We start from the raw sequence: 17755 nt of genomic DNA on the forward strand, positions 1-17755 counted from the left end.
CTCCCGTTATGTCGGATGATTTTTGAAGTCCGGTCCGCATCATCTTAGCGAAACCAGGCGGCGCTGATAAGGGAGCGGCCACGGCTGAAATGCATATCAGAGGCAATCCCGGGCCTAAATCCGCCGGTCTTTCCTGAGCCGATCGATAAAGGCCACGGCATCGGGCGGCAGCGATCCAAGACCTTTTTGCCCGGCCACCGACAACAGCGGCCGTAGCTGCGATCCGGCGAGGTAGGCCGGCTGGCGATCGGCCGGCACCAATTGGTCGAAAACCAGAACCAGCGTCACCGCGACCAGGCCGACGCGGACCGCGCCGAGCGCGGCACCTGCGAGGCGGTCGCCGATCCCGGCGCCCGGCCCGATGGTTTCGTCGAGCGCCATGCGCATCAGTTTTCCGAGCGCCATGCCGACGATCAGGAAAAACAGGAAGAACAGCAGCGATCTCTGCGCCCAGGTCGAGCCGGGCTGGTCATCGATGCCGGGCGAGACCAGCGACATCGCCCAGACCGCGATCGGCATCGCGACCAGATAGGCCAGGATCGTGACCGCGCTGCGCAACAGGCCGGAATTGAAGCCGAGGACGGTGGCAACGACCAGGGCGGCATATACGGCAGCATCGAAACTGTTCATGAGCGACAAATCCCACTTCGCGGAGTCGGTCATGACCGGTCTATTCGACGTCTGTAAAGAAATCATTCCCGACGCCACCATGCTGGAGCCACCCACGCGATCTTCGTCATCCTGAGGCGCCCGCCGCCTTCGGCGGGCCTCGAAGGATGGGGCCACGGGCTGTCATCCTTCGAGGCTCGCAAGCGCTCGCGCCTCCAGCGATAACGGCGAAGCCGTTACGCGGGGATGACGTTCGATGGACTGCACATTTCAGATTTGAACTAATCCGACAGCGTTTCCTTAAAACCCCTCCGATATCCAGCCCCAAGCGGGGTATCGCTTGAGGGCATCATCATGAGAATTGTTGTCTGTTTGGGATTTTTGCTGGCGGCAACGGCGGCCAACGCGCAGACCTATACGACGGTCGTCAATCGCGAGGCGAATACGGTGACCACCGTCGGACCGACCGCGACGGCGACCACCACGCAGGTCGCGCGCACCTCGACCAGCGCGACCTACACCACGACGGTCGTTCGAAATCCCGGCGGCTATCAGCCGATGGGCGCCAGCGGCTACAAACCGATGGGGCATTGACGGTCCGAAAAGACGTGGTCCGGCTATTCTCGGATGCGCCGACGGAATCTACCACGTCGGGACTTGCGCGAGGATGGAATTGTGCCGCTGATTTGCCCGACGTGTCAAAATGTTTTCACGCGCAAAGCATTCATGCCGGCGACGGCAAGCTACTTTGCATGGGGTTGTTTTCGATATTTTAGTCGGAGCGAGCGCCGCGTCGGTCCTGCGGCTGTCTGCGGCGCCGTCACCCCCGCATCTCGGCCTTGATCATGTCGGCGGCCTTCTCGCCGATCATGATGGTCGGCGCATTGGTGTTGCCGCCGATCAGGGTCGGCATGATCGAGGCGTCGACGACGCGCAGGCCTTCGAGGCCGTACACCTTCAATTTCGGATCGACCACCGCTAGCGAATCGTTGACGCCCATCTTGCAGGTGCCGACCGGGTGATAGACCGTGTCGACATACTGGCGCAGCGTCTTTTTGATGTCGTCGTCGCTCTCGACGCCCGCGGTGAAGACGTCGGAAGTCTGCATTGCCTTCAGCGCGGGTGCATCGAGTAGCCGTCTCGTCATCCTGAAGCCGGCCACCATGGCATGGAGATCGGCCTCTTCGCCGAGAAAATTCGGATCGATCGCGGGCGCGGCGAACGGATCGGCGCTTTGCAGCCAGACGCTGCCTTTGCTCTTCGGACGCAGCAGGCAGACGTGGCAGGAGAAGCCGGTGCCCCAGCGCGGCTTGCGGCCGTGATCGGACACCATCGCCATGCAGAAATGCAGCTGGATATCGGGCACGTCGAGGTCGGGGCGGGTTTTCAGGAAGCCACCGCATTCGGCGATGTTCGAGGTCATCGGTCCGCGCCGTTCGCGCCGGTATTGCGCGATCCCCTTGAAGATCCGCGCGATGCCGCCGAACGAAAGTCCGGCGAAATGGGGCGCATCCGAAGTAAAGCCGAAGACGAAATCCGGATGGTCCTGCAGGTTTTGTCCGACGCCGGGCAAATGATGCCGGCTTTCGATGCCGTGCTTGGCCAGTGCCGCGCTGTCGCCGACGCCGGACAGCATCAGGAGTTGCGGGGTCTGGAACGCGCCGGCGGAGAGGATCACTTCGCGGCGGGCGCGAATTTGCCTGATTTCCTTGCCCTGGCGGAATTCGACGCCGACGGCGCGCTTGCCCTCGAACAGGATGCGGGTGGCCTGCGCGTTGGTTTCGACGCGCAAATTGGCGCGTGTCGCCATGAAAGGATGAATGTAGCCGCGCGCCGCGCTCCAGCGCTCGCCGTTCTTCTGGGTCACCTGGTAGGTGCCGAGGCCTTCCTGCTCATCGGCATTGAAATCCTCGCGGATGCGGAATTGCGCCTCGCGCGCCGCCTGCAGGAAGGTCTCCCGCACCGGATTGTCGGAGCGCGAGCCCGAGACGTGCAGCGGTCCGCCCTTGCCGTGATACTCGCCGTCGAGCTCTTCATTATCCTCAGAGCGCTTGAAGTAGGGCAGCACGTCGGCATAGGACCACCCGGTATTGCCGAGCGAAGCCCACTGATCGTAGTCTTGGCGGTGGCCGCGGATATAGACCATGGCGTTGATCGCGGACGAGCCGCCGAGCGTCTTGCCGCGCGGCTGATAGCCGATGCGGCCGTTGAGGCCTGCTTGCGGCACCGTATCGAACGCCCAGTTGTTGACCTTGCCGGACACCATCAGGATCAGCGCTCCGGGCGTGGTGACCACCCAGTTGTCGCCGGAGCCGCCGGCTTCCAGCAGCGCCACCGAGGTGTTGGGATCCTCCGAAAGCCGGCTCGCCACCGCGCAGCCGCCGGAGCCGCCGCCAACCACGACAAAATCGAATGTATCCGTCACACCTGTTTCCCCCTTGAAGACTTTTGTTGGTTCCAATCTCTGCCGTCATTGCGAGCGAAGCGAAGCAATCCATGGCGCAGCAAGCGGAAAGATGGATTGCTTCGCTGCGCTCGCAATGACGGTCACGACATGAATCGCAGCATCTTTTCCAGCCGCGCGATCTTCGCGCCATAGGGCGGGTAGAGATCGGCCAGCCGGTTGAACGGCGAACGATAGAACACCGGCTTCAGCTTGCTTAGATTGTCGAAACCCCATTGGCCGTGATAGGCGCCGGTGCCGGACGCGCCGACGCCGCCCATCGGCTGGTAAACTTGCGTGAAGTGAAACAGGCAGTCGTTGACGGTGACGCCGCCGGACACCGTGCGCGCCAGCACCTGATCGCGCGCCGCATCGTCCTTGCCGAACCAGTACAGCGCTAAGGGCCGGTCATGCCTGTTGATGTAGGCGATCGGCTCGGCTGCCTCCTTGTAGCCGATGACGGGCAATAGCGGCCCAAAAATTTCCTCCTGCAGGATCGTCATGTCTGATGTCGCATCGAGCACGATGGTCGGCGGAAACTTTCGCCTCGACTTCCATGCCGGATCGTCGGCTTTTGCCGGCTGCAGGATCCGCGCGCCCTTGGCGACGGCGTCAAGCAGCAGGCCTTCGAGCCGCGCGTAATGCCGCTCGGAGATGATCGAGGTGTAATCCTCATTGGCGGGATCGGTGCCGAACATCCGGCGCATGCCGGCCTGCACCATCTCGGCAAACTCTTGCAGCTTGGCTTCCGGCACCAGCGCATAGTCCGGCGCGATGCAGGTCTGGCCGGCATTGAGCAGTTTGCCGTAGGCGATGCGGGTGGCGGCCTCGGTGAGATCGGCGGAGCGGTCGACGATCGCGGGCGATTTGCCGCCGAGCTCGAGCGTAATCGGGGTCAGATTGCGCCCGGCTGCTTCCGCCACCAGGCGGCCGACGCGGGTCGAGCCGGTGAAGATCAGGTGATCGAAGGGGAGCGATGCAAAGCTCCTGGCGATATCGTCCTCGATGCCGGTCACGACGATTTCCGTGGCCTCGAACTTGGCCGCGATCGCCTGGTTCAGCAGCGCGGAGAACCGCGGCGTCAGCTCGCTCGGCTTGATCATCACCCGGTTGCCTGCGGCGAGCGCGCCGATCGTGGGCGCCAGCGTCAGCTGCAGCGGATAGTTCCAGGGCGCAATGATGCCGACGACGCCGAGCGGCTGCGGGATCAGGCGATTACGGGCCGGCATGAACTGCAGCGCGGTCGCAATCCGCCGCGGCGCCATCCATTTCTTCAGGTGTTTTGTGGTGTGCTTGATCTCGCCGAGCAGGAACATGGTTTCCGCGAACAGCGTCTCGGTGGCGCTGCGATGGCCGAAATCCGCGGAGATCGCCGCCTGGAAAGCGGCCTCGTTGTCCGAAACCAGCGCGCGCAGCCGCGCCAGCCGGTCGAGCCGCTGCGCGAGCACAGGCTCGGGCTCGCCCCGCGACAGTTCGAACATGGCGTGAAAGGCGTCATCCAGGGCGCCTTGGCCCGGGCTTTTCAGGGACTGATCCATGGCGTTTCCTCAAATCCTGCTTGGCGGGGAGGCTCCGCTTTTGCGGAACTTCTGGCAAGGGTGCTGTTGCAGCGGCTTTCGCGCCCGCAAAAGGTGCAATTTGAGCCATTCCGGCCGTCATAAAATCCTCAAAACACCGCTCACGCCCCTTTCCAAAGCCCACCCGCATTGGTACATACCGGCCGCGACCCAGGGGCATTCGCTAGGGGTTGCCTTCTCAGGAAGCCTCCGGACCGGAAGCGACGCCCAGGCGTTGGCCAAACCCGTTTCGGCATCCGGTTTTTCGGCGAAGCGCACGCAACGGTTTATCGCGGGGTGGAGCAGCCCGGTAGCTCGTCAGGCTCATAACCTGAAGGTCATAGGTTCAAATCCTATCCCCGCAACCAGACTTCGATAGCGATATCGGTGAGATGGCCCGCCTTGTGCGGGCTTTTTCATGGCGCAGGCATTGGAGGCGCAACCTGCAGCCGGTAAAGTTGCGTTGCAAGAACGGCAACTCCGGTTGCCGGCCAGATCGGGCAATTTGCCATGACCAAGCTCCTTCCCCCGCAGGAAATGCACTGGCCGGAAGATGCTCTGTTCACGCTCGGCCATTCCACCCTGCCGATCGAGAGCTTCGTGGCGGTGCTGCGGGCCTACGGCATTGAACGCCTCGTCGACATCCGCACCATGCCGCGCTCGCGGCATAATCCCCAGTTCAACGACACCGCGCTGGCAGCCAGCCTTGAGGCGGAGCACCTCCAATATATCCACATGCCGGCGCTGGGCGGGCTGCGGCATGCGCGGAAGGATTCTCCGAACACGGGCTGGCGCAACGCCGGTTTTCGCGGCTATGCCGATTACATGCTGACTGAAGCGTTCCAGGGCGCGCTCGAGCAACTCATCGAGATGAGCCGCCGACAGCGCGTGGCGATCATGTGCGCCGAAGCCGTGCCGTGGCGGTGCCACCGTTCGCTGGTCGCCGATGCGCTCGGTGGCATGGCGTCTCCGTGGTCGAGATTTTGTCGGAGAGCAGTTACCGGATGCACAAGCTCACGCCGTTCGCGCAAGTCGAGGGAATGCGCATTATCTATCCACCGGAGCAGGCTCCATTACTCTAGTCCGCATCGCCGCGATCACCTGTCACTCAGCTTCTTCAGCGCCGGCCCCTTGTGCATGGCGACGTGATCGGTCTTGTCGCTTTTGATTTCGTATTGCGGGTCGTCCTGGCTGGCGTGATGCGTATAGCCTTTATAGTCCACGTTTCGCGTATGGACCCTGATAATCCTGCCGCTGACTCGCCCGGCCTCGGAATTCCAGGCAACGTGATCGCCGACCTTGAAGCGCTTTGCCATTTGATTCTCCCGCATACGAAAATGGCGCAAGCATCAAACATGCCGCGTTCTGGCGTCGGGGAGAAGGCTTTAGCCAGCCGGCTTGCGAGGCTCAGACGGCAACGATGAAGATGGCGGCCGATCACCAGCGCGTCGCTCCCTCAAGTCCTCTGCGGCGCCTTTTTATTTTTGATGGTGACGACAAACTATCTGTGCTTGTATATGTAGCATAATACATCCCGAGCCTGGTTTTTAGACTGCGCCTGATGCGAATGCTGCATTGATATTTCTGGTTGGGTTTCATCCATCGACCGGCCCCGGCCGCGCTGCAAACGGGAAAATTCGTGATGGCGCCAAACCGCATCATGTTCATCCGCCATGCCGAAAAGCCCAATGACACCTCGAAGGCGAAGGGCGTCATGGCTGACGGCACAGAGGACAAGGAAAGCCTCATCGTCAGGGGATGGCAACGCGCCGGCGCCCTGGCGCGATTTTTTTGCCCGGTGTCGGGCGCCCGCGACCTGATACCGGCGACGGTTTTTGCCGCGGGGGTTGCCCACGGCAGCAAGAGCGAGCGTCCGTTCGAAACGGTCACGCCGCTGATCGATTTTCTCTCGCAAAACGGCGGCGTCAAAGTCAACGACAAGCACTCGAAGGATGATCTGAAAGGCCTGATGGACGATGTACTGCAATGCACCGGAACGATTCTGGTGGCGTGGGAGCACACCCTCATTCCGCAGCTTGTGGCCTTGCTGCCGAACCCGCCTCCCGTTCCCGGCAAATGGCCCGGTGGTCGCTTCGACATGGTGTGGATCGTCGACAAGGCGGGCACCGGCTGGACGTTTTCGCAGAAGCCGCAGTTCTTGCTCGCCGGCGACAGCGCAAGCCCAATCACTTAACCGGCAGACGGGAGGGGATCACCGCCCTGACGTTCAGCAGCGGCCGGGAGATTCGCCGCTTGCCGAAGGCCGCATTTGAAGTACGATCCGCGCGCTCGATAGCCCCTAAAAACAAAATGGAGAATAAAATGCCGGGTCGCGCGCGTGTCGTCGTGGCGGTTCTTGCCACGGTTACCCTCTCGAGTTCAATCGGCGCGGCGCTGACCGCGCCGGCACTCGACTACGAATATTTCAAGGCCCGCGTCGAGCCGGTGTTCCTGACCAAGCGGCCGGACCATGCGCGCTGCTACGTCTGTCATGCCGAGAGCAACAACGCTTTCCATCTGGAGCGGCTGGCGCCCGGCGCAAGCGTCTGGACCGAGGAGCAATCGCGAAAAAATTTCGAGACGGTCTCGCAGCTGGTCAATCCCGGCGACGCCGCGACCAGCCGGCTGTTGCTGCATCCGCTGGCGCCGGAAGACGGCGGCGACGTGTTTCACTCCGGCGGCCGCCAGTTCGCCTCCAAGCGCGATCCGGCCTGGCGAACGCTCGCCGCCTGGGTCAACGGAGCGACGCTCGCTTCGAAGAAGCCGTAGCGGCGGAGCCCGGCGCATCGGGGATGACAAGCGTGTTGATGCGCTTTGGCACCTCGCCGACCGGCACCACCGCGACCACCTTCATGGATTTGGTATCGACCGCCGAGACCGAGCGCAGGCCGGCGTTCGAGATATAGACCGTCTTGCTGTCGGGCGTGAACGTGACCCAATTGGCGACCGCCGATATCGGGGCATGGCCCGGCAACTTGAGCTGCGGCAGCGCGACCTCGCCCACCAGCGACAGGTCCGCGAGCGAATAGACATAGACTGCGTTGTTGGGGATGCTGGTCACCCACAGCGTCTTGCCGTCTGGCGCAACGCCGATGCCGTGCGAGGGCGCGGTCGCGCGATCGCCGTCGGTCTCGAACTCGGACTTGGCCGCGGGCAGCTGAATCCGCGCCACTTCCTTGCGCGCGGCGAAATCGATCACCGCAAAACCGTTCAGGTCGGACAATTGCACGAAGATCCGTTTGGTCGCGCCATCGGGGCCTGCTTCGATCGTCATCGGGCGAATGCCCTTGTCGAACTGCACTTCCCAGACCGGCGCTTCCGTGGCGAGATCGATGATCGTGACGATCTTGGTGCGGATCGAACCGGTGACCGCGTATTTGCTGTCGGGAGTCACATAGACATTATGCAGCCTGCCATTGACCGGCACGCTCTTGGTGCGCGTCAGCGTCACGGGATCGATGATGTCGAGCGCGCCGGGATCGCGGGCGATGCCGGCCACGATGCGGCCGTCCTTGGCCACCGCGATGTTGTTGGGGTGCGCGCTCAATTCCACCTTCTTGAGCAGCTTGCCGGTCTTGCGGTCGAACACGTCAAGCGTGGAGTTCAGTTCGTCGCTGACATAGACCCGGGAGCCGTCGGGAGAAAAGTTGATGCCATGGGCGCCCTCGATCCCCTTGATCTGCTGCACCACCTTGTTGGTCGCGGGGTCGATGACGTCGATACTGTCGCCGGCGCTGTTGGTGATGTAGATGCGGGTCAGCCCGGCCCAGGCCGGAATGGGCGCAAGCACCAGCAAGAGCGACAGGTGACGTAAGATGCGGCGGACGTTCATGGCGGGCGAGCTCCCCTTTGTCTGATTTTGCCGGTAGCGTAGCAGCAATCGGCCGGACGGCAAGGTGCCGCCCGTGCCAACGCGCATGACGTCAGCGCTTGGCCGGTGCGCGCGATTGTGCGGTGTGCAGGAAATCCACGGCCGCGGCCAGCGCCTTGTCGTCCTTCGGATCAGGCGGGATGTAGGATTGCGAAGCGACCTGCTCCACGCCCTGGCCGTGCAAATGCCCCGACAGCAAGGCTTCGCCGAGCGGCGCGCTCTTTTTCTTGACGTCCTCCGGTTCGTCTTGCAGCACCTCGATGTCGGGCACGATACCCTTGGCCTGGATCGAGGTGCCCGAAGGCGTGAAATAGCGCGCCGTCGTCAGCCGCAAGGCGCCGCGATCGGTCCCCAAGGGAATGACGGTCTGGACCGAGCCCTTGCCGAAAGACCGCGTGCCAATGACGGTTGCCCGCTTATTGTCCTGCAGGGCGCCGGCGAGGATTTCCGATCCCGAGGCGGTACCGCCATTGACCAGGACCAGTATCCGCTTGCCTTTGGTCAGATCGCCCGGCTTGGCGCTGAAATGCTGGTTATCCTGCGCATTGCGACCGCGCGTCGAGACGATTTCGCCGCGTTCGAGCAGGTCGTCCGATACCGACACGGCGGAGCTCAGCAATCCTCCGGGGTTATTGCGCAGGTCGATGATGTATCCCTTGAGATTGTCGTTGGCGACCCGACCGGCGATGTCGGCAATCGCCTGCTTGAAGGTGGCGTCGGTCTGCTCGTTGAACGTGGTGATCCGGATATAGCCGACGTCGCCGCCTTCGATCCTAGAGCGCACGGCGACAACGTGAATGGTGTCGCGAACGATGACGATGTCGAAGGGGTTTTCCAGTTTTTGACGGACGATCTTCAGCTTGACCCGGCTGTTCACCGGTCCGCGCATTTTCTCGACCGCCTGATTGAGCGTCAGTCCCTGAACCGACACATCGTCGACACTGACAATGACGTCGTTCGCCAGAACTCCGGCCTTGGCGGCCGGCGCACCGTCGATTGGCGAAACCACCTTGACCAGCCCGTCGGCCATGGTGACTTCAAGTCCGACCCCGCCGAAGGTGCCGCGGGTTTGCGTCTGCATGTCACGATAGGCATTCGCATCCATGTAGCCGGAGTGCGGGTCGAGCGATGCCAGCATGCCGTTGATGGCGACCTCGACGATGTGGGCGTCTTCACTGCCGGAGGGCCGCTGGTTCATGATCGCCAGCGCAGTGTCATAGACGGAGTTGAGATCGCCCCTGGAATTATCGTTGCCGGCGGAGCGCGTCTCCTGCGGCGCCGCGCTCGAAATCTGCTGCGCCGGCGGGAACGCCCTGCGCATGGCGGCACCGGCCGCGACGTACAGGTCCTTGTCGTTGCGCGGCTCGACGAAGTTCTTTTCGACCTGCGCGACGACGAGGTTGAACGGTTCGAACAGCTTTTCAACGTCGGTCCTGGTCAGGCGTGGTGCGGCCGGCCTGGTCTCCGGCACCGGTTTCGGCGTCGCCAGCGCGACCTGACTGTTCTTGAGCTCGTCGCGGCGGGCGCGCGCGAACGGCCCATAGATGCTGCCGCCATATTGCTGGATGAAAGTCTCGATCACCGCCAGGCTCGTGGTGTCGCGGGTCGCGGCCCAGGCCTGCACGGCATCGTCGTTGTTGCCCGCAGCCGGCGCGTTGGCCGCAGGTGCCGGCGGGACGAAATAAAAGCTGCCGTCGATCGGCGAACTCGAGACCCAGGGCTGCTGCGAGCCGCCGGTGGCGTGCTTTACCGCGAGCCCGACCTCGTTAAAGGTCTGGAAGATGTCCAGCCCGCTCTTGCGTATGGTTGCCGCGAGCGCCCTGGTGTAGGGGCTGTTGCCTTCGCCGTCGAGCGCGACATTTCCAGGCTGGGTAGCAAAGGAAATCAGCGTTCCCTCGGGCGCGCGCATCTGCGCAAGCCCGCCATCGGTCGCCCGCAGGCCACGGCCGCCGAACGGATTGTTGCGGCATGCGTCGAGCACGACGAGGTTGAGCTTGGTGCCCGCGGCTTCCATCTGCCGAAGCACGAGATTGACATCGACCATCTGGAAATCGACGTCGGCCTCGCGGGTCGGATTGGCGCCCACCGGCACGAGATAGTTCGAATTGTGTACCTGAACGCCATGGCCGGCGTAGTAGAACATCCCGACATCGGCCCCCTGCAGCGTTTCGCCGAATTTCTGGACCGCGAGATCGAGGTTTGCCTTGTCCAGATCGAGCTGCGCGCCGTCGCCGATCAGCGTGAAGCCGAGCCCCTGCAACGTCGTCGCCATCAGCATGGCGTCGTTGCGCGGGTTCTCCAGTCGCGACACATTCTTATACGCCGAATTGCCGATCACCAGCGCAACGCGCCTGTCGGCCAGGGCCGGGAACGCAATGATCACAACGGCAAACACTGTTGCGATCAGCAGCATGGCGCGGCGAATCATCAATAGCCCCTTGAGAACGCTATCTTCGGATACCTTTGGTACGCTTGCGAATGTTCGCGCCTTTCCGGTCGACTTGCAAGACCGGCGCAGGGCCGGGCATTGATCGGCCGTTCGCCGGACGGCGGATACGGCTCTTAACTTTGCCGGTTAACACTTGGTCAGGCCGGACGGTCTATAGATGGGCCGCGAATGAATATTGATCCGGACCGGCGTGTATTCGACCATGAGCGCAGACGTCATTGAGCCATCGGCAAATGCGGCGCGGCTGCGCGAAAAACCGTCCGCGGCCAAAAGCTGGCTCAAGGCCATCGAATTGACCTCGCGCATCGAGGCCGATCCGTCGCGGTTGTTCGCCGACCTCGTCGAGGATTGGTCGACCAAGCAGCCCGACCGTCCCGCGCTGGTCTCGGAGAGCGGGACCTTCAGTTACCGGCGGCTCGCCGAGCGGATCAACCGCTATGCGCGCTGGGCGCTGGCGGCCGGCATCGAGGCCGGCGATACCGTTTGCCTGGTGATGCCGAGCCGGCCCGATTACATCGCCGCCTGGCTCGGCATCGGCAAGGTCGGCGGCGTCGTGGCGCTGATCAATACGAAGCTGCTCGGGCTGTCGCTGTCCCACTGCATCAATGTCGCGGACGCCGATCATGTCATCCTCGCCGACGAATTGTCGGATCTGTTCGAGACCGCACTGCCCTATCTGAACCGCGCGCCGAAAATCTGGATCCATGGCGGCCCCGGCCATGAGGCAAGAATCGACCTGGCGCTGGATCGAATGGATGCGGGCCCGCTGTCACCGGCCGAACGGCGTGATGTCACCATCAACGATCGCGCGCTGTTGATCTACACCTCCGGAACGACCGGCCTGCCCAAGGCCGCCAGCATCAGTCACCGCCGCATCCTCAACTGGGGCGGCTGGTTCGCCGGATTGACCGGGGCCTCGGTCGAAGACCGGCTGTATGATTGCCTGCCGCTCTGTCACAGCGTCGGCGGCATCGTCGCGCCCTGCAGCATGCTCGCCGCGGGGGCATCGGTAGTGTTGGCGGAAAAATTCTCCGCGAGCACTTTCTGGCACGACATCGTGCGGTTCGATTGTACGCTGTTCCAATATATCGGCGAACTCTGCCGCTATCTCCTGAAGGCGCCGCCGTCGGAATACGAAGCCAGCCATCGGCTGCGGCTCGCCTGCGGCAACGGCCTGCGCGGCGACATCTGGGAGGCCTTTCAGGCCCGCTTTTCGATTCCCCACATCCTGGAATTCTATGCTGCGACCGAAGGCAATTTCTCTCTGTTCAACGTCGAGGGCAAACCCGGCGCGATCGGCCGGATCCCGCCGCTGCTCGCGCATCGCTTTCCCGCGGCGATCATTCGCATCGACGAGGAAACCGGTCTTCCCCTGCGCGGCCCGGACGGGCTTTGCATTCCCTGCTCGCGCGGCGAGGCCGGCGAAGCCGTGGGGCGGATCGGCATCGCCGATCAGGGCGGCGGCCGCTTCGAGGGCTATACCGATGCGGGCGAGACCGAGAAGAAAATCCTGCGCGATGTAAAGGCTGAGGGCGACGCCTGGTTTCGCACCGGCGACCTGATGAAACTCGATGGTGAAGGCTTCTTCCATTTCGTCGACCGGGTCGGCGATACCTTTCGCTGGAAGGGCGAAAACGTCGCGACCTCCGAGGTCAACGAAGCCGTTGCCGATTGCCCCGGTGTCACCGATGCCGCAACCTACGGCGTGGCGATTCCGGGCGCCGACGGCCGCGCCGGGATGGCAGCGGTGGTCGCCGGCGACCGCTTCGATCTCGTCGAATTCGGCGATCATCTCGCGCGCCGGCTGCCGGCCTATGGCTGTCCCGTCATCGTCCGCTTCTGCGCCTCGCTGGATACCACCGAAACCTTCAAGCTGAAAAAGCGCGAGCTCGCCCGCGAGGGCTTCGATCCGCGCCTGGTGAGCGATCCGCTGTTCTTTCGGGACCCGAAATCCGGCGCCTATCGTCCGCTCGACGCCGCGAGCTATGCCAGCATCCTCGACGGCTCGATCCGGCTATAGTCTCGTAAAACCGTCGGCGCTCCATGCTTCGCTGCCGACGCCGTGATGGACGAAGAACAGGCCGTCGGGGTCGTACTTCTGCTTGATGGCGAGCAGTTTTGGATAGTTTGGGCCCCAATAGGATTTCTGCCAGTCCTTCTCGAAGAAACTGCTTTCCGCGACATAGGAACCGGGATCGGGCGCGACCTTCCTGAGTTCGGCGATTGCGCTCACGATCTTGCCGGCATGCTGGCGGGCATCGGCGAGATCGGGCTCATGGCCGCGCAGGCCGGGAAAAGCCGGCTGCGCTTCGCTGGCGATGATCGCAAGAGCGAAGGCATCAGTGACGGCCGGATTGGTCGCGGTGTCCCTGCTGGCTGCGATAGCCTCGGCGCTTCCGCCGGCGAGGCCCTTCTGGAAGTGCAGTTCGACGGTCGAATGCCCGGCCGCAGCCAATAGCGCATCCGCGAGTTGCGGTTGCTTGTCGGCCTTCAGCAGCGAAGCGGGCAGCCAAAGGGATTCAAAGCCGTGGATGAAATGGCCGGCCTCGCTGAGATTGGCGGCCCAGAACACATTGTCTTCCGACGCGCCCGGACGATCGTCGGACAGTATCGCGCCCGGCGCGCGCGCCTTGATGACGGCCGCATTCCAGCGCAAGCGCGCCGGACCGACGCGGATGGAAGGAGCATGCGTGAATCTAAGATCGCCGGCGGCCTCGCGTACCCACGCGATGAAGGGCTGCCAGAGCGCTTCGGTTTCCTGCTTGCCGAGACCCTGGGATGACAACTGGATTTCGAGCCGGTTGCCCGGCCGGATGTTGACGATTTCGCCCCAATGCGGAGTGTGCAGGCATTCGGCGTAGAAACCGACGAAGCGCCGCAGCAGCCGGCCAAAGGCCGCATCGGAAGCGGCCTCGATCGTCATGTTCACGAAGCCGAAAAAGTCCGGCAAGTCGTGGGTGCGTAGCGTCACCCGCGTCACCACGCCAAATGTGCCGCCGCCGCCACCCCTGAGCGCCCAGAATAGATCGGAGTTTGTGCAGGCATTGGCGATCCGCACATTGCCGTCAGCGGTGACGATTTCCGCTTCGAGCAGGCTCGCCGCCGCGGTGCCGTAGCGTTTCGAATAGCTGCCAAAACCGCCGCCCTGGACGAGGCCGGCGACGCCGACGGTCCCGCAGCCGCCGCCCTGAACGTAACGTCCGCCCCTGGTGGTCACTTCGTTGTAGGCATGCATCCAGATCGCGCCGGCGCCGACGCTCACCGCCGGTTGCGGCGGCCCGCTGCATCCCTGCGCGACGAACGAATCATGCAGCGCGATCTCGTCCATGAAGCGCGTCCAGATCAAAAGCGAATCCGGCGCGTTCGAGGTGCCGAGATAGCTATGCCCGCCGCCCTTGACGACCAGCCGCAGATGATTTTCGCGCACGAAGTTCACCGCGGCCACGACATCGCGGGTCTCTCTCGCCGCGACCGCGTAGGCGCTGGGTGTCGACGTCCATGCATCGACCCAGCCGGTGGTCTGGGTCAACGCCACCTCGTCGCGAATGTAATAGGGGTTCTTCAGCTCCCTGAAGACGGTTCGGCAGGAATCGCCAGTGGGTTCGCCTTCGCAGGCTTTCAGGGGCGACTGGACCTCGATGAGGCGGCCGCCGGTTTGCTGCTTGAGCCGGTCCCAGTCCGCCGCGGAAGGCCAGCCGGCATCGGAGGGGCGCAGCCGGCGAGGGAATGGACCGCCTGAGGTTTCAGCCGCCCGCGCGGATGCCGAAAAAGGCGTTGCCAGAAATCGCCCGAGCGGCGCCAGGGCTGCGCCGATGAGCAAATGTCGCCGGTTCATCGAACCCTCACAGCCCGTGTCAGTGCTCGCTCGCCACGCCTGGCGGAGATTCCCGGATATCGCGAAATCGAAGCATTTCGGCAAGCCTGATGTTTACCAACCAACGCAAAAGTTCGCACCGAGGCGGCCTTATTTCACATTTGCGCTCTATCATGGCGGCTCAGTTTCAACGAGAAGGCGCCACCACCATGTCGGTAAGGTTAAGGATTATTTCAGCGATGCAGCGGGTCGCGGTCGAGCAGCAGGTGACGTTGCCGCCGCTCGACGACGATCTGTCCCTGCACGAGACCGGATTCGATTCGCTCGGCTTTGCGATCCTGGTGGCGCGGCTCGAGGACGATCTCGGCATCGATCCGTTTACCATATCGGAGGACGCGGCGTTTCCGCTCACGGTGGGCGACTTCGTCCGGGCCTACGAAAATGTCCCCGCGTGAAATCTTCACGCTCCGGGATTATCTCGGTCCGGAGCTGAAGGGCCGCACCATTTCGGATGCGCGGCGGCTCGTGTCGCTGACCGATAGTCTTGGGCAAACCTGCCTGGCCGACCGGCTCGGCGAGCTGTCGCGGCGATCGGTGCTGCTGGCGGTTTCCGATCAGCTGATATCGGCGATCGCGATGACGGAGCTCGACGGCGTGGCGCGACGAATGCTGCTGTGCCCGCCCGATCTCAATGCCGAGCACGTCAACGCGCTGATCGAGGATGCCGGGATCGATGCGATCGTGACCGACCATCCCTCGCGCTGGGCGGATGCCGACATCTACCTGGTGCTGGCGGCGCGGGTGCCGGAACGGACGATCAGAAAGGCGAAGAGCGAGCGCGCCACCGAATGGCTGATGCTGACCTCGGGCACCTCGGGCGTACCGAAGATCGTCGGCCACAGCCTCGAGGCGTTGACCGGCGCGATCGTCGCCGACGGTCCGGCCCGCGGCGCTCCGCCGGTGTGGGCGACCTTCTATGACATCCGCCGCTATGGCGGCCTGCAGATCTGGCTGCGCGCCATTCTCAGCGGCGGCTCGATGGTGCTGACGGAGCCGGGCGAGGCGCTCGCCGATCATGTCGCGCGTCTCCACGCTCGCGGCGTCACCCACATCTCCGGCACGCCATCGCATTGGCGCAAGCTGCTGATGAGCGGATCGGCCTCGGGCTTTTCCCCGCGTTATGTCCGGCTGTCAGGCGAAATCGCCGACCAGGCCGTGCTCGACGGCCTGCGCCGCGCATTTCCGGATGCCTCGATCGGCCACGCCTATGCCTCGACGGAGGCCGGCGTCGGCTTTGCCGTCAATGACGGTCGCGAAGGCTTTCCCGCTTCGCTGCTCGGGACGCGCGACAGCGTCGAGATGAAAGTCGAGGACGGCTCGCTGCGGATCCGCTCGACGCGGACCGCGCATGCCTATGTCGGCCTTGGCGCGGCTCAGCTCGCCGACGCGGACGGGTTCGTCGACACCGGCGACATGGTCGAGCTACGCGGCGACCGCTATCACTTCGTCGGCCGGCGCGGCGGCATCATCAACATCGGCGGCCTGAAGGTTCATCCTGAGGAAATCGAGGCCGTCATCAACCGCCATCCCGACGTGCGGATGTCGCGCGCCCGCTCCCGCAAGAGCCCGATCACCGGCTCGATCGTGGTCGCCGATATCATTCTCGCCGATGGCTGCGACGCGAGCCGCGGCGGCGAAATCCGCGAAGCTATCCTGGCCGATTGCCGCGCATCGTTGCCGCCGCACAAGGTGCCGGCCACGATCAAATTCGTCGAGGCTCTCGACATCACGGCGGCCGGAAAGTTGGCGCGATCAGATGCATAATGTCGTGGTGACCGGGGGAAGCCGCGGCATCGGGCTTGCCATCGCGCGCAGGCTGGCTACCGCCGGCTACAACGTGATCGCGGTGGCGCGGCGCGAGAGCGACGAATTGCGCCAGGCGATCGGCGACGTCGTGAAACAGGGCAGGGGCGGCCTGCATTTCCGCGCCTTCGATCTTAGCGAGATCGACGCCATCCCGGCTTTCGTGAAGGGCGTGCGCGACGAATTCGGCGCGATCTACGGCCTCGTCAACAATGCCGGCATCGGCACCGAGGGCCTGCTCGCCACCCAGCACAACACCGAGATCGAAGCGCTGGTGCGCCTCAACGTCACCTCGCCGATCATCCTGACCAAATACGTCGCGCGACACATGATGGCCGACGGCGAGGGCCGCATCATCAACATGTCCTCGATCATCGCCACCACAGGCTATAACGGCCTGTCGGTCTATGGCGCGACCAAGGCGGCCGCGACGGGTTTTACCCGATCGCTGGCGCGCGAGGTCGGCAAGCTCGGCATCACCGTGAACGCGATTGCGCCGGGTTTTATCGACACCGAACTGACGCAAACGCTTTCGGAAGATCAGCGCAAGCGCATCGCCGGCCGCAGCGCGCTACGCCGATTGCCGCAGACCGATGACGTCGCCCGCATGGTCGAATATCTGCTCGGCGAGGGCGGTCGCAATATCACCGGCAGCGTCATGACCATCGACGCCGGCAATACCGCGTAGATCAGCCGACACGTAAGTCAGCCTGACGTGTTCTACGCCCCACAAGGTGCAGACAAACGCCCAACTTTGTGCCATCAATCAGAACGTTCTGCTGGTGGCTCCAAAAATGATCCGGCGCGATTTGTCCGGGTCAATCAAGTCCTCTGGGTTTGTTCGATTGATCGGTTCTGTCGCGTCAGTCAACTTCCCAAGCGAGGGAGCAAGCCATGATTCGTTCCGATATGCGCCCGGCCTCAACCGAACGTCACCACGCGATGGATGCGAACGCCGATGGCGGCAGCATTCCGATGTCACAGCAAGACGCCGGCGATTGCCACGGCCACGAGATGCATCTTCAAAAATTCGTGCGGTTGACCGGCTGCCGCGATCCCGATGCGGGAAAGCACCACGCCGTGCATCCGCTGCAATAGCGTGCCGCTGCCGTGAGGCGGCCAACCGATCCGCGACGATCTTGTTCCCTGA

The 17755-nt window shown here is 63.5% G+C and carries 16 protein-coding genes, 1 tRNA gene and 1 pseudogene; 10 read left to right on the forward strand and 8 right to left on the reverse strand.

Features of this window, described 5'->3' with window-relative positions:
• Nucleotides 1-114: 114 nt before the first annotated feature.
• Nucleotides 115-630 (reverse strand): CvpA family protein, encoded by a 516-nt coding sequence (locus VK804_RS05425; RefSeq protein ID WP_325368641.1) that lies wholly within the window; start codon nucleotides 628-630, stop codon nucleotides 115-117.
• Between the two features lie 333 nt (nucleotides 631-963).
• On the opposite strand from VK804_RS05425, the gene VK804_RS05430 reads away from it, so the two are divergent.
• Nucleotides 964-1203: a hypothetical protein gene (locus VK804_RS05430; protein ID WP_325368643.1), complete on the forward strand. Its 240-nt coding sequence runs from the start codon at nucleotides 964-966 to the stop codon at nucleotides 1201-1203.
• A 226-nt stretch (nucleotides 1204-1429) separates the two neighbouring features.
• Here the strand turns inward: VK804_RS05430 and VK804_RS05435 are convergent, their stop codons facing one another.
• Nucleotides 1430-3034, reverse strand: a complete 1605-nt coding sequence (locus VK804_RS05435; RefSeq protein ID WP_325368646.1) for a choline dehydrogenase — start codon at nucleotides 3032-3034, stop codon at nucleotides 1430-1432.
• Nucleotides 3035-3156: 122 nt separating this feature from the next.
• Nucleotides 3157-4590, reverse strand: a complete 1434-nt coding sequence (locus VK804_RS05440; RefSeq protein WP_325368648.1) for a coniferyl aldehyde dehydrogenase — start codon at nucleotides 4588-4590, stop codon at nucleotides 3157-3159.
• A gap of 309 nt (nucleotides 4591-4899) precedes the next feature.
• Between VK804_RS05440 and VK804_RS05445 the strand changes: the two genes are divergently transcribed.
• A tRNA-Met gene (locus VK804_RS05445) sits at nucleotides 4900-4976 on the forward strand.
• A gap of 142 nt (nucleotides 4977-5118) precedes the next feature.
• Complete coding sequence (locus VK804_RS05450; protein ID WP_325368650.1) at nucleotides 5119-5757, forward strand: DUF488 domain-containing protein; 639 nt, start codon at nucleotides 5119-5121, stop codon at nucleotides 5755-5757.
• On the opposite strand, the gene VK804_RS05455 is transcribed toward VK804_RS05450, so the two are convergent.
• On the reverse strand, nucleotides 5706-5924 hold the full coding sequence (locus VK804_RS05455; RefSeq protein WP_325368652.1) for a DUF2945 domain-containing protein: 219 nt from the start codon (nucleotides 5922-5924) through the stop codon (nucleotides 5706-5708). The genes VK804_RS05450 and VK804_RS05455 overlap by 52 nt on opposite strands.
• A gap of 326 nt (nucleotides 5925-6250) precedes the next feature.
• Here VK804_RS05455 and VK804_RS05460 point away from each other — a divergent pair, with 326 nt between their 5' ends.
• Nucleotides 6251-6802, forward strand: coding sequence for a histidine phosphatase family protein (locus VK804_RS05460; protein WP_325368654.1), 552 nt, complete (start codon nucleotides 6251-6253; stop codon nucleotides 6800-6802).
• Between the two features lie 128 nt (nucleotides 6803-6930).
• Nucleotides 6931-7377 (forward strand): hypothetical protein, encoded by a 447-nt coding sequence (locus tag VK804_RS05465; RefSeq protein ID WP_325368656.1) that lies wholly within the window; start codon nucleotides 6931-6933, stop codon nucleotides 7375-7377.
• On the opposite strand, the gene VK804_RS05470 is transcribed toward VK804_RS05465, so the two are convergent.
• The 3 genes and pseudogenes from VK804_RS05470 to VK804_RS05480 all read right to left on the reverse strand — a co-directional run.
• A complete protein-coding gene (locus tag VK804_RS05470) occupies nucleotides 7343-8440 on the reverse strand; it encodes a cytochrome D1 domain-containing protein (protein WP_325368658.1) in 1098 nt (365 codons plus the stop codon). The two genes, VK804_RS05465 and VK804_RS05470, sit on opposite strands and share 35 nt — an antisense overlap.
• A 91-nt stretch (nucleotides 8441-8531) precedes the next feature.
• On the reverse strand, nucleotides 8532-9800 hold the full coding sequence (locus VK804_RS05475) for a S41 family peptidase (RefSeq protein ID WP_414642723.1): 1269 nt from the start codon (nucleotides 9798-9800) through the stop codon (nucleotides 8532-8534).
• Nucleotides 9801-10175: 375 nt separating this feature from the next.
• A pseudogene (locus VK804_RS05480) lies at nucleotides 10176-10907 on the reverse strand (caspase family protein); the annotation flags it as partial.
• Between the two features lie 223 nt (nucleotides 10908-11130).
• Between VK804_RS05480 and VK804_RS05485 the strand changes: the two are divergent.
• Nucleotides 11131-12948, forward strand: coding sequence for a long-chain-acyl-CoA synthetase (locus VK804_RS05485; protein ID WP_325368660.1), 1818 nt, complete (start codon nucleotides 11131-11133; stop codon nucleotides 12946-12948).
• Here the strand turns inward: VK804_RS05485 and VK804_RS05490 are convergent.
• Entirely contained in the window at nucleotides 12943-14763 is a 1821-nt protein-coding gene (locus tag VK804_RS05490) for an FAD-binding oxidoreductase (RefSeq protein WP_325368662.1), read from the reverse strand. The genes VK804_RS05485 and VK804_RS05490 overlap by 6 nt on opposite strands.
• Nucleotides 14764-14951: 188 nt before the next feature.
• On the opposite strand from VK804_RS05490, the gene VK804_RS05495 reads away from it, so the two are divergent.
• The 4 genes from VK804_RS05495 (at nucleotide 14952) to VK804_RS05510 (ending at nucleotide 17703) form a co-directional block, all read left to right on the forward strand.
• Nucleotides 14952-15197 carry an acyl carrier protein gene (locus tag VK804_RS05495; RefSeq protein WP_325368664.1) on the forward strand — a complete coding sequence of 82 codons (246 nt, stop codon included), beginning with the start codon at nucleotides 14952-14954 and terminating at the stop codon, nucleotides 15195-15197.
• Nucleotides 15184-16566 carry a fatty acid--CoA ligase family protein gene (locus VK804_RS05500; protein WP_325368666.1) on the forward strand — a complete coding sequence of 461 codons (1383 nt, stop codon included), beginning with the start codon at nucleotides 15184-15186 and terminating at the stop codon, nucleotides 16564-16566. The genes VK804_RS05495 and VK804_RS05500 overlap by 14 nt, the downstream gene beginning before the upstream one ends.
• Nucleotides 16559-17293 carry an SDR family NAD(P)-dependent oxidoreductase gene (locus tag VK804_RS05505; RefSeq protein WP_325368668.1) on the forward strand — a complete coding sequence of 245 codons (735 nt, stop codon included), beginning with the start codon at nucleotides 16559-16561 and terminating at the stop codon, nucleotides 17291-17293. Before VK804_RS05500 ends, VK804_RS05505 begins: the two co-directional genes overlap by 8 nt.
• Before the next feature lie 206 nt (nucleotides 17294-17499).
• Nucleotides 17500-17703, forward strand: coding sequence for a hypothetical protein (locus VK804_RS05510; RefSeq protein ID WP_325368670.1), 204 nt, complete (start codon nucleotides 17500-17502; stop codon nucleotides 17701-17703).
• Nucleotides 17704-17755: the final 52 nt, after the last annotated feature.

This window comes from Bradyrhizobium sp., assembly GCF_035484855.1.
Classification (GTDB): domain Bacteria; phylum Pseudomonadota; class Alphaproteobacteria; order Rhizobiales; family Xanthobacteraceae; genus Bradyrhizobium.

Excerpts from the sequence above, each read along its gene's own strand:
- VK804_RS05425 (WP_325368641.1), bottom strand. The coding sequence starts at position 630 with ATGAACAGTTTCGATGCTGCCGTATATGCCGCCCTGGTCGTTGCCACC.
- VK804_RS05430 (WP_325368643.1), top strand. The coding sequence starts at position 964 with ATGAGAATTGTTGTCTGTTTGGGATTTTTGCTGGCGGCAACGGCGGCC.
- VK804_RS05440 (WP_325368648.1), bottom strand. The coding sequence starts at position 4,590 with ATGGATCAGTCCCTGAAAAGCCCGGGCCAAGGCGCCCTGGATGACGCC.
- VK804_RS05450 (WP_325368650.1), top strand. The coding sequence starts at position 5,119 with ATGACCAAGCTCCTTCCCCCGCAGGAAATGCACTGGCCGGAAGATGCT.
- VK804_RS05455 (WP_325368652.1), bottom strand. The coding sequence starts at position 5,924 with ATGGCAAAGCGCTTCAAGGTCGGCGATCACGTTGCCTGGAATTCCGAG.
- VK804_RS05460 (WP_325368654.1), top strand. The coding sequence starts at position 6,251 with ATGGCGCCAAACCGCATCATGTTCATCCGCCATGCCGAAAAGCCCAAT.
- VK804_RS05465 (WP_325368656.1), top strand. The coding sequence starts at position 6,931 with ATGCCGGGTCGCGCGCGTGTCGTCGTGGCGGTTCTTGCCACGGTTACC.
- VK804_RS05470 (WP_325368658.1), bottom strand. The coding sequence starts at position 8,440 with ATGAACGTCCGCCGCATCTTACGTCACCTGTCGCTCTTGCTGGTGCTT.
- VK804_RS05475 (WP_414642723.1), bottom strand. The coding sequence starts at position 9,800 with ATGCGCAGGGCGTTCCCGCCGGCGCAGCAGATTTCGAGCGCGGCGCCG.
- VK804_RS05485 (WP_325368660.1), top strand. The coding sequence starts at position 11,131 with ATGAGCGCAGACGTCATTGAGCCATCGGCAAATGCGGCGCGGCTGCGC.
- VK804_RS05490 (WP_325368662.1), bottom strand. The coding sequence starts at position 14,763 with ATGAACCGGCGACATTTGCTCATCGGCGCAGCCCTGGCGCCGCTCGGG.
- VK804_RS05495 (WP_325368664.1), top strand. The coding sequence starts at position 14,952 with ATGTCGGTAAGGTTAAGGATTATTTCAGCGATGCAGCGGGTCGCGGTC.
- VK804_RS05500 (WP_325368666.1), top strand. The coding sequence starts at position 15,184 with ATGTCCCCGCGTGAAATCTTCACGCTCCGGGATTATCTCGGTCCGGAG.
- VK804_RS05505 (WP_325368668.1), top strand. The coding sequence starts at position 16,559 with ATGCATAATGTCGTGGTGACCGGGGGAAGCCGCGGCATCGGGCTTGCC.
- VK804_RS05510 (WP_325368670.1), top strand. The coding sequence starts at position 17,500 with ATGATTCGTTCCGATATGCGCCCGGCCTCAACCGAACGTCACCACGCG.